The sequence below is a fragment of the Herbidospora cretacea genome (assembly GCF_001570605.1).
In the GTDB taxonomy this organism is placed as follows: Bacteria; Actinomycetota; Actinomycetes; order Streptosporangiales; family Streptosporangiaceae; genus Herbidospora; species Herbidospora cretacea.
Window position 1 is genome coordinate 33,635 of record NZ_BBXG01000013.1, and the last position, 12,678, is coordinate 46,312.

Consider the following 12,678-nt stretch of genomic DNA (forward strand, 5'->3'; position numbering starts at 1 on the left):
ACATTACGCACCGCGATCGGGAAATCGCGGCGTGTTATCGAAGCGTTATAGGTCTAGTGGACGTACAAGCTGGTCCAGGCGTCTACGGCGTCGACGTAATGGATCATGAAGAGAACGTTCCCTCATCAGGGTGACCCGGCCTGGCTGCCCTCGTCAATGGCCCGTACCGGCCCGTGTCAGTCAATCGGCCCGCGACCTCGCCTGAAACCGTTCCATCGGATATTCAAAGCTCAAACGTGCCGCGCGGCTCTCATGATCAGTTCCGGAGAGCGCTCTCCGTAGCTGTTCACCCTTTCGTCTTCGTTACGTCGGAGTTAATTTGATACTTGACAGATATCCGAACAAAAGGGGAACCTCAGGGCCCAGGGAGCGCTCCCCGAACTTCACCCCCCGCCCTCCCGAGGAGACACGTTGAGTTCATCGCGCAGTCCGGGCCGGTTACGCCTGGGCGTGCTCATCGCGGCAGCGCTGGCGCTGCTCGCCTCCTACGTCGCCATCCAGCCGGCCCAGGCCGCCGACGCCCTGCTCTCGCAGGGGAAGACCGCCACCGCCTCCTCGGTCGAGGGGGCCTTCACGGCGTCCGCGGCCGTCGACGGAAGCACCGGCACCCGCTGGGCCAGCGCCTTCTCCGATCCCCAGTGGATCCAGGTGGACCTGGGCGCCTCGGCCAGCATCAGCCAGGTCGTGCTGAACTGGGAGGCCGCCTACGGGCGGGCGTTCCAGATCCAGACCTCCGCCAACGGCACCACCTGGACGACGATCCACACCACCACCGCCGGAACGGGCGGCGTCCAGACCCTCAATGTGACCGGCACCGGGCGTTATGTCCGCATGTACGGCACCCAGCGCGGCACCGCCTGGGGCTACTCCCTGTGGGAGTTCCAGGTCTACGGCTCGACCGGCCCGACCGGCACGTGCGGCGGCAACGCCGCCCTCGGCAAGCCGATCACCGCGACCTCCACCGAGGGAACCTTCGTCGCGTCCAACGCCGTCGACGGCGTCGCCGGCACGCGGTGGGCCAGCGCCTACGGCGAGCCCCAGTCGGTGACGATCGACCTCGGCGCCACCACGTCGATCTGCGGCCTGACCCTGGTCTGGGAGGCCGCCTTCGCGCGGACGTACCAGATCCAGACGTCGGCGAACAACACCACGTTCACCCAGATCTACGCGACGACCACCGGGGCCGGTGGCACGGAGAACATCACGGCGACCGGTTCGGGCCGCTACCTGCGGATCGTGATGAGCAACCGGGCGCTGCCGTTCGGCGTCAGCCTCTTCGAGATCCAGGTGCGGACCGGGAGCACGACGACGAGCCCGTCGCCCAGCCCTTCGCCCAGCCCTTCGCCCTCGCCCTCGCCGTCGCCGAGCCCGAGCCCGTCTCCCAGCCCGTCACCTGACCCGGGTGGGACGCGCCTGCTGTCGTACAACAAGCCCGCCGTCGCCTCGACGTCGCAGAGCGACGTGAACTGCTACGAGTGCACGCCGGCCCGCGCCTTCGACCTCGACCCGGCCAGCCGCTGGGCGACGAGCTCGACCACGGGCTGGGTCGACCCGGGCTGGATCTACGTCGACCTCGGCGCGGTGGCCCAGATCAGCAGGGTCGTCCTGCAGTGGGACCCGGCCTACGCCAGGGCCTTCCAGATCCAGACCTCCAACGACGCCACCAACTGGACCAGCATCTACTCCACCACCACGGGGACCGGCTTCAAGCAGTCGATCAACGTGACGGGAAGCGGGCGTTACGTCCGGATGTACGGCACCCAGCGCGCCACCGCCTACGGCTACAGCCTGTGGGAGTTCCAGGTGTACGGGACCGGTGGCGCCCCCAACACCCCGCCCGCCGCTCCGCCCGACCCGCGCAACCCCCCGCAGCTGGTCTGGAGCGACGAGTTCAACGGCGCGGCGGGCACCAAGCCCGACGCCACCAAGTGGCGCCCCGACGTCGGCACCGGCCCGAACAACGAGCTGGAGTACTACACCAACAACAACAACGCCAACATGAACGGCGCGGGCCAGCTGGTCATGGAGGCCCGCCAGGAGGTCACTCCCGGGTCGGCATGCCCGGGGGGCACCTGCCAGTACACCTCGCACCGGATGAACACCGGCACGAAGTTCCACTTCACCTACGGCCGCATCGAGGCCAGGATCAAGGTTCCCAAGGGCAACGGCCTGTGGCCGGCGTTCTGGATGATGGGCGCCGACTTCCTGACCGGGCGTCCGTGGCCGTACAACGGCGAGATCGACATCGTCGAGGTGCTCGGCAAGGACGTGAAGACCTCCTACACCACGATCCACGCGCCCGCCTACAACGGCGGCGCGGGCATCGGGGCGCCGAACACCCTGCCGAACGGCGCCGACTTCTCCGACGACTTCCACGTGTGGGCCCTCGACTGGAACAGCCAGGGCATGACGTGGAGCGTCGACGGCCGCCAGGTCTTCACGCTCAGCAAGGCCCAGGTCGAGGCGACCCGCGGGCCGTGGGTCTACGACCACCCGTTCTACGTCATCCTCAACCTCGCCGTCGGCGGCGACTGGCCGGGTCCGCCGGACGCCTCCACCGGCTTCCCGAAGCAGATGCTCGTCGACTACGTGCGCGTGTACCAGTGATCCACCTCCCCGGGGGCCGCACGCCCCCGGGGAGCACCCCCCACCATTGGAGTACGCGATGTCCCTGACCATCACGTGGGCCAGGATCGCCGCCATCGGCGCGCTCATCCTGGCGATGCTCACGATCGTCACCCAACGGGCCGAAGCGGCCCCCATCTCGCAAGGAAAGACCGCCACCGCCTCGTCGGTCGAGGGCGGGCACGTCGCCGCCAACGCCGTCGACGGCAACGCCGGCAGCCGGTGGTCGAGCCTGTTCTCCGACCCGCAGTGGCTGCGCGTCGACTTCGGCGCCGCGACCTCGATGAACCAGGTCGTGCTGCGCTGGGAGGCGGCGTACGCCACCGCCTACCAGCTCCAGACCTCCTCCAACGGCACGAGCTGGACGACGGTGGCCACCCGCACCGCCCAGACCGGCGGCGTGCAGACGATCAGCTTCACCCAGACGTCGGCCCGCTACATCCGCGTCTACACCACCGCGCGCGCCACCGGCTACGGCGTGTCGCTCTGGGAGTTCGAGGTGTACGGCCCCGGCGGCGGCCCCACCCCGACCCCGACGCCCACGCCCTCGCAGCCGCAGGGCCCGATCGTGCGGGTGTCGGAGTTCCTGGCCGACTGCCCGTTCACCCACCGGCTCCCCGACGACCCGATCATCTTCCCGGGCCTGGCGGGCGCCTCGCACATGCACTCGTTCTTCGGCAACCTGACGACGAACGCCAACTCGACCGTGGAGTCGCTGCTGGCCGGCGACTCCAACTGCAACCCGCGCATCGACCTGTCGTCGTACTGGGTGCCGACGCTGTACGTCAACGACCAGCCCGTCGAACCGGTCATCACGACCTTCTACTACCTCGGTGAGGGCGTGCGGCCCGAGATCACCGCGCAGATCCAGCCGCTCCCGCTGGGCCTGCGCATCGTCGCGGGCAACGCCAAGGCCACCGCGCCCGACAGCACGACGATCGCCCGGTGGTCGTGCCTGCACGCCAACGAGGCGGGCGCGTCGAAGGACTTCGTGAACTGCCCGGCCGGGACGATGCTGGAGTCGTACCTGGACTTCCCGCAGTGCTGGGACGGGGTGAACCTCGACTCGCCCGACCACAAGAGCCACATGGCCTACCCCGTCAACCAGGCGTGCCCGTCGACCCACCCGGTCCCGGTGCCGAAGCTGCGCCAGGTGCTGCGCTACCCGGTCAGCGGCGATCCGTCGCGGATCCGCCTCTCGTCGGGCCGGGGCTTCACGATGCACGGCGACTTCTTCAACGCCTGGCCCGAGGCGGAGATGTGGCAGCGCGTGCGTGACTGCATCCGTCCGGTCATCAAGTGCGGGGCCAACGGCCGCCCATGAGAAGACTCGTTCTCGCCGTCGTGCTGCTGCTTTCCTCGGCATGTACGCCCGAAGCACCGCCGCCGGTGAAGCAGGTGGTGGCGGAGGCGTCGTACAACCCGACGGATCTGGCGTGGGCGCAGCTCATGGCGGCGATGAACGAGCGGGTGCTGCGACTGACCGACCTGGCCCCCGGCCGGGCCGCGGACCCCGCACTCGCCGACCTGGCGGGGTCCGTCGGCCAGGGTCACCGGGCTGAGCTGGCCCGTCTTCGCGCGATCCTGACCAGCGCGAAGGCGGGCCCCAACCCGCACGAGGGCCACGACATGCCCGGCATGCCGACACCGATCATGATCGAGGCGGCGGCCAAGGCCAAAGGGAAGAGGTTCGACACGATGCTGGTCGCCGCCCTGAAAGGGCACTTCGACCAGTCGGCCATGGTGACCGCCGGCGAGCAGAAGGCGGGCGCCTCGCCCGAGGCGCTGGGCCTGGCCGCCGACATGACCGCGGCACGGACCGAGCAGCTCGCCGCGTTGGCCGGGCTCGCGAAGGGACGCCGGTAAGAATGTGACCATGAAGGTTGGACTGCAAATCCCGAGTTTCACCGTGCCCGGCGACGCGGCGCTGCGCGACCAGCTCGCCCTGGTCGTCCAGACCGCCGACCGGGGCGGGTTCGACACCATCGCGGTGATGGACCACTTCTGGCAGATCCGCGGCGTCGGCCCGGCCGAGGAGCCGATGCTGGAGGCCTACACCACGCTGGGCTGGATGGCCGCGCTGACCACGCGGGCGCGGCTGCTGACCCTGGTCACCGGCGTGGTCTACCGGCAGCCCGGCCTGCTCGCCAAGATCATCACCACCCTCGACGTGCTGTCGGGCGGCCGTGCCTGGCTGGGCATCGGGGCCGCCTGGAACGAGGAGGAGTCGAAGGGGCTCGGCTTCCCGTTCCCGCCGGTGGCCGAGCGGTTCGAGATCCTCGAGGAGGCTCTCCAGATCTGCCTGCAGATGTGGGCGGGCGACGAGAAGCCGTACACCGGACGGCACTTCACCCTCGACCGGCCGCTGAACTCCCCGCAGTCCGTCACCCGGCCGCACCCGCCGATCATGGTCGGCGGCGGCGGTGAGAAGAAGACGCTGCGCCTGGTCGCGCAGTACGCCGACGCCTGCAACCTGTTCCCGGGCGACCAGCTCCAGCACAAGCTCGACGTGCTGCGCGGCCACTGCGAGGCGGTCGGCCGCAACTACGACGACATCCAGAAGACCGTCTACTACGTCTACGACACCTCGCAGGGCACCCAGAAGATCGTGGACGATCTGGGTGCCTTCTCCGAGATGGGATTCGGTCTGGCCATCGGCCAGGTGAAGGACGCCTACGAGATCGCCCCGCTGGAGCAGATCGCGTCCGAAGTGATCCCGGTCGTCCAGTTGATCTGACCTTGGGCTAATTTGGCGGCGTGGGCTCAGCGACCCTCGTCCCCCAGACCCGATCGATGACCGGCGACGACCTGTCCGCCGACGACGCCTGGGCCGCCCTGCGCGCCTACGGCGCCTGGCGGCTCGCGCGCGACTCCGTCGTGCGCTTCCGCTACGGCGACGGCATGAGCCACTCGCGCGCGCTGGCGTTCCAGATGTGCCTGTCGATCATCCCCGGCGCGATCGCCCTGGTCGGGCTCAGCTCGGTGGTCCACACCGAGCGGCTCGGCCGGGTCCTCGCCCTCACCCTGAGCTCCCTGAGCCCGGGACAGGGCGTCGCGGCCGTCCGCGACATCCTCGACGGCGGCTCGCGCTCCGACGCGGTCGCCCTGTGGCTGGGCCTGGTGACGGCCGTGTTCTCCCTGGTCAGCACGATGGCCCAGGTCGAACGCGGGGCCAACCGCATCTACGGCATCGAACGCGACCGCCCCTTCCACCGCAAGTACCTGCGCGGCCTGGTCCTGGCGACCACGGCCGGCACGTTCATGGTCGCCGGGTTCATCACCATGGTCGGCGGCGGCGCGCTCAAACACGCCCTCGCCGAGGTGTACGACTGGGGCCCCGGCCTGCGCTTCGCCTTCGACCTGGTGCGGTGGCCGCTCGGCTTCCTGCTGGCCCTGGCGGCGACCTCGGTCATCTTCCGCGCCTCCCCCCGCCGCCGCCAGCCCGGCCACACGTGGCTGGCCTTCGGCGCCCTGGTGACGCTGGTCCTCTGGACGGTCTTCACCCTGGGCCTGGCCGTCTACACGGGCCTCAACGAGAGCTTCGGTGAGACCTACGGCCCGCTGACGGCCGTGATGGCGCTGCTGCTGTGGGCGTTCCTGACCTCGATCGCCCTGTTCATCGGCCTGGCCGTGGCCGCCCAGCTGGAGGCCTCCCGCACCCACCACACCGAACCCGCGCTGCCCGACCCCGGTCCGACGAAGGAAGAGGAACGGGAACCGCTGGTGGGAGCGGTCGGCATGGCCCTGCTGGCGGCGGTGCTGGCGCTGGTCGACCGGGTCAGAAAGCGGCGCTGACCACGGTCCCGAACGCCACGACCAGGATCACGGCCCCGATGCCGACGAGCCACCGGCCGGTCGTCACGCCGTGCCCCCTCACGTCGTCGATGCGGACGTCGGCGGGGTCGGCGGGGTTGTACAGGACCCTCACCCGATCGCCCTTCGCCGCCGGAGCGGGGTTGGCCCCGACGGGGGAGCGCGCCTCGACGGTCCGGCCCTCGGCCGTGCGGAACCGGAGAACGGGCAGGTAGACGTGGGCCGGGCGGGGCCGCTGGGCCACGCCCCTGCGGCTGACCTCCAGCTTGACCACCTCGCCGTCGGCCCGGACGGCGGTGGCGAGAAAGGCCCGGCTCGCCCGCAGCACGCCCCGGCCCTGGGCCAGCAGATGAAGGCCGACGAACTCCAGGATCAACCCCAGGACGACGCGTTCCACCCCGGCAGGCTAGTGAGAAAGCGCCATTCCGGGAACAGGCGGCCTGCGGGCCCGTCAGGACTCCAGCCGGCGGCCGGTGATCCGGTGGGGCCTGATGGTGATCAGATGGTCGCGGCCGTCGGCCCATGAGTCGCCCCGCGCGTTCCCCGCGTGGTGGCAGGGGCCCTGGATCAGCACGCTCCAGCCCTCGCGGTGCACGGGGTCGATCGCGTCGACCTCGAAGGCGACCACGATCTCCAGGTCGTCGACGTGGGTGCGCAGGTCGTCGTCCATGGCGCCGCCGGTGCGGGTGGTGAACTCGATCAGGCCGTCGGCGAGGCGGTAGGTGACCGGGAGGATCGTCGGTCCGCGGGACCCGGTGAAGGCGATGCGGCCGATGCCGCCGGGGGCGATCAGGGCGAGGCATTCCTCGTCGGTGAGTGCGCGCAGGGTGCTCATGGCCCTCACTCTGCGCGGTCCGGGGGCCCGGGACCACGGCCGATGGACCCTGCCGAAGGTCCTCACCCGAAGGGCCGTCGTGCTCTGCCGCCCGGACGGCCGAGGGCGTGTGATGGGGGGCGTGATCCCCTCGTACACAAGGAGCCCTTCGATGACCACGACCCACATCTGGGCGGTCGCCCGGATCATGCTCGGCTGGGTGTTCCTCTGGGCCTTCCTCGACAAGCTGCTCGGCCTCGGCTTCGCCACCCCCGGCGAGCGGTCGTGGCTGAACGGCGGCAGCCCGACGACCGGTTTCCTCAAGGGCGCCGCCGACGGGCCGCTCGGCGGGCTCTACGGGGCGCTCGCCGGGCACGGGTGGGTCGACGTGCTGTTCATGGCCGGGCTGCTGGGCGTCGGGGCGGCGCTGATCCTCGGCGTCGGGATGCGCGTGGCCGCCGCGGCCGGGACGGTGATGCTGCTCCTGATGTGGGGTGCGGCGCTGCCGCTGACGACCAACCCGTTCCTCGACGACCACGTCGTCTACGCCGTCGTGCTGATCGGCCTGGCCGCCTCCGACGCGGGCGACACGTGGGGGTTCGGCCGCCGGTGGGCCGAGCTCACCGGCGGCGTCCCGGTCCTCAGGTAGCGTTCAGCGCCATGCGGGCCAGCTCGGCCGCGCCCGTCACGCCCGACAGGTTCCCCAGCCCCGGCGCGAAGATCGGCGTGTCGAGGGCGTAGCCCCCGGCCAGCTCGGCCGCGCGGGCCCGGACCAGGTCGAGCAGGCCCGGCCGCCCGCCGACCCCGCCGCCGATGATGACGGCCTGGGGGGAGAGCGTCGAGGCCAGGTTGTGCACGGCCAGCGCCAGGTACTCCGCCTCCAGGTCCCACGGCTCGCCGTCGGCGAGCTCCTGGGCGGGCCGTCCCCAGCGGGCCCGCATCGACGACCCCGAGGCCAGGCCTTCGAGGCAGTCGCCGTGGAAGGGGCACATCCCGGGGAACGGGTCGCGCTTGGTGTCGTGGGGGACCAGCATGTGCCCGGCCTCCGGGTGGGTCCGCCCGTGGAGGGGACGCCCGTCGACGATGACGCCCACCCCGATGCCGGTGCCGACCGTCATGTACGCCAGGGTGTGCAGCCCCCGGCCCGCGCCGTAGCGCAACTCGCCGATCGCCGCCCCGTTCACGTCGGTGTCGAGCCCGACCGGCACCCCCAGCCCCTCGCGGAAGGGCGTCACCACATCGGTCCCCGACCACCCCGGCTTGGGCGTCGCCGTGATGTGCCCGGTCGACAGGTCGACCGGCCCGAACGTCGCCACGCCGACCGCAGCCGGCGCGGGATGCCGCCGGAAGAAGTCGACGGCGGCCGGGATGGTCTCGTCGGGGGTCGTCGTCGGGACCACCTCGGTGGCCACGACCTTTCCGTCGGTGTCGGCGAGCGCGCACACCCATTTCGTACCGCCCGCTTCGACGGCTCCGTACCTGATCACCCCTGTAGTCTGCCGTTAGAGCTCCGGCTGCTGCCAGCCGGTCTGCGGGATGTCTCCCCGGTACGGCGGCACGACGACCGGCGGGACGAAGGTCTCCTTGATGGTCCGGGCGTTGACCCAGCGGATCAGGTTGAGGATCGAGCCCGCCTTGTCGTTGGTGCCCGAGGCCCGCGCGCCGCCGAACGGCTGCTGGCCGACCACGGCGCCGGTGGGCTTGTCGTTCACGTAGAAGTTGCCGGCGGCGTAGCGGAGCTTCTCCGAGGCCGAGGCGATGGCGTAGCGGTCGCGGGCGATGAGCGCGCCGGTCAGGGCGTACGGCGTGGCCGATTCGAGCTGGGTCAGGGTCGTGTCGAAGTCGTCGTAGACGTGGACCGAGAGGATCGGGCCGAAGTACTCGGTGGTGAAGATCTCGTCGGTCGGGTCACCGCACTCCAGCACGGTCGGCTTCACGAAGTAGCCCGTGGAGTCGTCGTAGGAGCCCGTCAGGACCGAGATGCCGTCGGTCGCGCGGGCCCGGTCGATGGCCGCCTTGTGCTTGGCGAACGCGCGGTCGTCGATCACCGCGCCCATGAACGTCGACAGGTCGCCCGCCACGTCGCCCACGGTCAGCGACTCCGACAGCGACACGAAGTCGTCGCGGATGCGGTCCCACATCGCGCGCGGGACGTAGGCCCGCGAGGCCGCCGAGCACTTCTGGCCCTGGTATTCGAACGCGCCCCTGATCAGCGCGGTGGTCAGCGCCGCCGGGTCGGCCGAGGGGTGGGCGAGGACGAAGTCCTTGCCGCCCGTCTCGCCGACCAGCCTCGGGTAGGCGTGGTAGCGGCCGATGTTGGCGCCCACGGTCGACCACAGGTGCTGGAAGGTCGCGGTCGAGCCGGTGAAGTGGATCCCGGCCAGCGCCGGGTGGGTCATCGCGACCTCGGAGACCGCCGACCCGTTGCCCGTCACCAGGTTGATGACGCCCGGCGGCAGCCCGGCCTCCTCCAGCAGCGCCATCGTGAAGTGGGCCGAGAACTGCTGCGTCGGGGACGGCTTCCAGACGACCACGTTGCCCATCAGCGCCACCGAGGCGGGCAGGTTCGCGGCGATGGCGGTGAAGTTGAACGGCGTGATCGCCAGCACGAAGCCCTCAAGCGGCCGGTACTCCATCCGGTTCCACACGCCGGGCGAGGAGATCGGCTGCTCGGTGAGGAGCTGGCGCGCGAACGAGACGTTGAACCGCAGGAAGTCGATCAGCTCGCACGCGGCGTCGATCTCGGCCTGCTGGGCCGACTTCGACTGGCCCAGGATGGTCGCGGCGTTCAGGGTGGCCCGCCACGGCCCGGCCAGCAGCTCGGCCGCGCGCAGGAAGATCGCGGCCCGCTCGTCGAAGCTCAGCGAACGCCACGCGTGGGCCGCGCCCAGGGCGCTGGAGACGGCCGCCCGCACGTCGGCGGGGGTGGCGTCGTTGGTCGTGCCGAGCACCGATGCGTGGTTGTGCGGCTGGACCACTCGGATCGGCGCACCGCCCGCCATCCGGCGCTCGCCGCCGATCGTCATCGGCAGGTCGATGCTGGTGGCGGCCAGTTCCTTCAGCCGCCCCTCCAGCATGGCGCGGTCGGCGCTGCCGGGGCCGTAGGACCGGACCGGCTCGTTGACCGGTGCCGGGACCGTGGAGACGGCGTCCATCACTTACCCCCAAGAGAGCGCAGGAAGAATGCCACGTTGGCCGGTCGTTCGGCCAGGCGGCGCATGAAGTAGCCGTACCAGTCGTCGCCGTAGGGGACGTACACGCGGACCAGGGCGCCCGAGTTGGCGAGCGCCTGCTGCTTGTCGGTACGGATGCCGTAGAGCATCTGGTACTCGTAGGTGTCGCGGGCCCGGTCGTGCCGGTCGGCGAGCAGTTCGGCGATGGAGATCAGCCGGTCGTCGTGGGTGGCCACCATGGGGTGTCCGGCGCCCGCCATCAGGACCTTCAGGCAGCGCACGTAGGCCAGGTCGACGTCGGTCTTCTTCTGGTGGGCGACCGAGGCGGGCTCGCGGTAGGCGCCCTTCACCAGCCTGACCCGCGAGTCGCGCAGGTCGTGGCAGTCGGCCTCGCTGCGGAACAGGTAGGCCTGGATCGCCACCCCGACGTCGGGGAAGTCGGCCCGCAGGTCGCGCAGGATGCCCAGCGTGGAGTCGACCGTCGTGTGGTCCTCCATGTCGAGGGTGACCGTGGCGCCGGCGTCGCGGGCGGCCGAGCAGATCTCCCGGGCGTGCTCCAGCGCCATCGAGTCGTCGAGCGCCTGGCCGACGGCCGACAGCTTGACCGACACCTCCGCCCGGTGGCCCAGGCAGAGCGGGGCGAGCGCGCCGAGCAGCTCCACGTAGGCCTTGGCGGTCGTCACGGCCGCCGAGGTGTCGCGCACCTCCTCGCCCAGATGGTCGATGGTGACCATGAGCCCCGACCGGGCGAGCTGCCGGACGGCGGCGACCGCGTCGGCGGTGCCCTCCCCGGCGACGAACCGGTCGACGACGCGCCGGGTCGGCGGCAGGGCCGTGACGGCCTTGCGCGCGAGCGGATTCCTCGACACGGCGAGGAGCGTGGAACCGAGCATGCACACAGCGTAATTCGCCCGGAAAGTACCCTTCCACGGACATCCGGCCAAGTCTCTTCAGACAAATGCACAATAATGGCTCCATGCAAGACCTGGTCGACGAGATCGCCCGCCTGCTCGACGCCTCGGTGACCGTCGAGGACCGCGCGTTCGAGCTGGTCGCCTACGGTGTCCAGAGCGGGGTCGTGGACGAGGTCCGCCAGGAGTCCATCCTCCGCCGCCGCGCCACCGCCGCCACGAAGGCGCATTTCGAGGCCTACGGGATCGCCACCGCGGATCATCCCGTACGCATCCCGCAGGCCCCCGGCTTCCTCGCCCGCGTCTGCGTCCCCCTGCGGCACAAGGGCGTCACCTACGGCTACCTGTGGCTCCTGGACAGCGGCAAGCTCCCCGACGCCCTGCTCGACCGGGCCGGACCGCTGTTCGCGAGCCTGGCGGCGGCGCTCGCCCACGAGGCCCAGATCCGCCGGGCCCCCCTCGACGACCTGTTCTCCCCGAACCCGCAGGTCCGCGCCGAGGCCGCCCGGGGGATCGAGGGCCCTCTGGTCGCCCTGGCCGTCGCGGCGGGCCCCGCCGAGGTCCCCATCTCGTGGTCGCTCCCCCGTGACGTGCTCACCGGCCGGTCGGGCGCCCACCCGGCCTTCCTCGCCCCCCTGGTCCGCGCCCGCGAGGCCGCCACCAGCCTCCACGCCATGTACGGCGTCCCCGTCGGCGCCGGCGACCCCCGTCAGGGCCCGGAGGACGCCTGGGAGAGCTGGCGAGAGGCCCTCAACGCGCTGCGCGTGGCCGAGAAGACCGGCAGCCCCGTCGCGCACTGGTCGGAACTGGGCGTCTACCGCTACCTGGTCAGACTGCCCCACCACGAGCTGGCCGAGCTGGCGGGGGAGTCGGCCGCCCTCCCGGATGAACTGGCCACGACGCTGGAGACCTACCTCGACCGCGCGGCCCACGTCCAACGAACAGCGGGAGAACTCGGCATCCACCGCCAGACCTTGTACTACCGCCTCGGCAAAGCCGCCCAACTCACCGGCAAGAACCTGTCGGACGGCCAGGACCGCCTCCTCCTCCACCTGTCACTGAAGGCCCGGAGGCTGTAAAAACCGGACCTTGCCCGCCATGGGAGGAACCGGCCAGGTCCCGCAAGGGTGGCGTGGCCGGTTGATGTCGGTTACGGCGGGGAGAGACGCGGCCGGTTGGCGCCGGTTACGGCGCGGACCGGGGCGGCGGGCGGTGCCGGCCAGGCGGAGCCGTAACGGAAGCAAAAAACACCATGAGCGGGGCCGCAGGGGAGATGAGGGGCCGCAGTGGTGCGGAGAGGCCGGAAAGAGTGATGAAACGGGCCGAGCGTCCGCGAAGGCCG

At 71.0% G+C, this 12,678-nt stretch carries 12 protein-coding genes; 7 read left to right on the forward strand and 5 right to left on the reverse strand.

Going from position 1 to position 12,678, the window contains the following annotated elements; translation table 11 throughout:
• Positions 1 to 411: 411 nt before the first annotated feature.
• The 5 genes from AW270_RS24210 to AW270_RS24230 are packed head-to-tail and all read left to right on the forward strand — an operon-like array spanning position 412 to position 6,420.
• On the forward strand, positions 412 to 2,607 hold the full coding sequence (locus AW270_RS24210) for a discoidin domain-containing protein (RefSeq protein ID WP_218009332.1): 2,196 nt from the start codon (positions 412 to 414) through the stop codon (positions 2,605 to 2,607).
• A gap of 58 nt (positions 2,608 to 2,665) precedes the next feature.
• Positions 2,666 to 3,949 carry a DUF1996 domain-containing protein gene (locus AW270_RS24215; RefSeq protein WP_061297695.1) on the forward strand — a complete coding sequence of 428 codons (1,284 nt, stop codon included), beginning with the start codon at positions 2,666 to 2,668 and terminating at the stop codon, positions 3,947 to 3,949.
• The gene (locus tag AW270_RS24220; RefSeq protein WP_063819323.1) at positions 3,946 to 4,491 is read left to right on the forward strand and encodes a DUF305 domain-containing protein; all 546 of its coding nucleotides are present in this window, start codon (positions 3,946 to 3,948) and stop codon (positions 4,489 to 4,491) included. Before AW270_RS24215 ends, AW270_RS24220 begins: the two co-directional genes overlap by 4 nt.
• Positions 4,492 to 4,501: 10 nt before the next feature.
• Positions 4,502 to 5,362 carry an LLM class F420-dependent oxidoreductase gene (locus AW270_RS24225; RefSeq protein WP_061297699.1) on the forward strand — a complete coding sequence of 287 codons (861 nt, stop codon included), beginning with the start codon at positions 4,502 to 4,504 and terminating at the stop codon, positions 5,360 to 5,362.
• Between the two features lie 20 nt (positions 5,363 to 5,382).
• Positions 5,383 to 6,420: a YihY/virulence factor BrkB family protein gene (locus AW270_RS24230; RefSeq protein ID WP_063819318.1), complete on the forward strand. Its 1,038-nt coding sequence runs from the start codon at positions 5,383 to 5,385 to the stop codon at positions 6,418 to 6,420.
• On the opposite strand, the gene AW270_RS24235 is transcribed toward AW270_RS24230, so the two are convergent.
• Both AW270_RS24235 and AW270_RS24240 read right to left on the reverse strand, forming a co-directional pair.
• Entirely contained in the window at positions 6,404 to 6,835 is a 432-nt protein-coding gene (locus AW270_RS24235) for a DUF3592 domain-containing protein (protein ID WP_061297702.1), read from the reverse strand. The two genes, AW270_RS24230 and AW270_RS24235, sit on opposite strands and share 17 nt — an antisense overlap.
• A gap of 54 nt (positions 6,836 to 6,889) precedes the next feature.
• Positions 6,890 to 7,273: a pyridoxamine 5'-phosphate oxidase family protein gene (locus AW270_RS24240; protein WP_061297704.1), complete on the reverse strand. Its 384-nt coding sequence runs from the start codon at positions 7,271 to 7,273 to the stop codon at positions 6,890 to 6,892.
• A gap of 151 nt (positions 7,274 to 7,424) precedes the next feature.
• On the opposite strand from AW270_RS24240, the gene AW270_RS24245 reads away from it, so the two are divergent.
• A complete protein-coding gene (locus tag AW270_RS24245) occupies positions 7,425 to 7,901 on the forward strand; it encodes a DoxX family membrane protein (RefSeq protein WP_174549888.1) in 477 nt (158 codons plus the stop codon).
• On the opposite strand, the gene AW270_RS24250 is transcribed toward AW270_RS24245, so the two are convergent.
• Genes AW270_RS24250 through AW270_RS24260 form a run of 3 tightly spaced genes read right to left on the reverse strand, consistent with a single transcriptional unit; the run spans position 7,894 to position 11,318 of the window.
• Entirely contained in the window at positions 7,894 to 8,739 is an 846-nt protein-coding gene (locus AW270_RS24250; RefSeq protein WP_082801801.1) for an ROK family protein, read from the reverse strand. The two genes, AW270_RS24245 and AW270_RS24250, sit on opposite strands and share 8 nt — an antisense overlap.
• A 15-nt stretch (positions 8,740 to 8,754) precedes the next feature.
• On the reverse strand, positions 8,755 to 10,407 hold the full coding sequence (pruA, locus tag AW270_RS24255) for an L-glutamate gamma-semialdehyde dehydrogenase (protein WP_061297706.1): 1,653 nt from the start codon (positions 10,405 to 10,407) through the stop codon (positions 8,755 to 8,757).
• Entirely contained in the window at positions 10,407 to 11,318 is a 912-nt protein-coding gene (locus AW270_RS24260) for a proline dehydrogenase family protein (RefSeq protein WP_061297708.1), read from the reverse strand. The genes pruA and AW270_RS24260 overlap by 1 nt, the downstream gene beginning before the upstream one ends.
• An 83-nt stretch (positions 11,319 to 11,401) precedes the next feature.
• On the opposite strand from AW270_RS24260, the gene AW270_RS24265 reads away from it, so the two are divergent.
• Entirely contained in the window at positions 11,402 to 12,415 is a 1,014-nt protein-coding gene (locus AW270_RS24265) for a PucR family transcriptional regulator (protein WP_245674834.1), read from the forward strand.
• Positions 12,416 to 12,678: the final 263 nt, after the last annotated feature.

Excerpts from the sequence above, each read along its gene's own strand:
- AW270_RS24215 (WP_061297695.1), top strand. The coding sequence starts at position 2,666 with ATGTCCCTGACCATCACGTGGGCCAGGATCGCCGCCATCGGCGCGCTC.
- AW270_RS24220 (WP_063819323.1), top strand. The coding sequence starts at position 3,946 with ATGAGAAGACTCGTTCTCGCCGTCGTGCTGCTGCTTTCCTCGGCATGT.
- AW270_RS24225 (WP_061297699.1), top strand. The coding sequence starts at position 4,502 with ATGAAGGTTGGACTGCAAATCCCGAGTTTCACCGTGCCCGGCGACGCG.
- AW270_RS24240 (WP_061297704.1), bottom strand. The coding sequence starts at position 7,273 with ATGAGCACCCTGCGCGCACTCACCGACGAGGAATGCCTCGCCCTGATC.
- AW270_RS24245 (WP_174549888.1), top strand. The coding sequence starts at position 7,425 with ATGACCACGACCCACATCTGGGCGGTCGCCCGGATCATGCTCGGCTGG.
- pruA (WP_061297706.1), bottom strand. The coding sequence starts at position 10,407 with ATGGACGCCGTCTCCACGGTCCCGGCACCGGTCAACGAGCCGGTCCGG.
- AW270_RS24260 (WP_061297708.1), bottom strand. The coding sequence starts at position 11,318 with ATGCTCGGTTCCACGCTCCTCGCCGTGTCGAGGAATCCGCTCGCGCGC.
- AW270_RS24265 (WP_245674834.1), top strand. The coding sequence starts at position 11,402 with ATGCAAGACCTGGTCGACGAGATCGCCCGCCTGCTCGACGCCTCGGTG.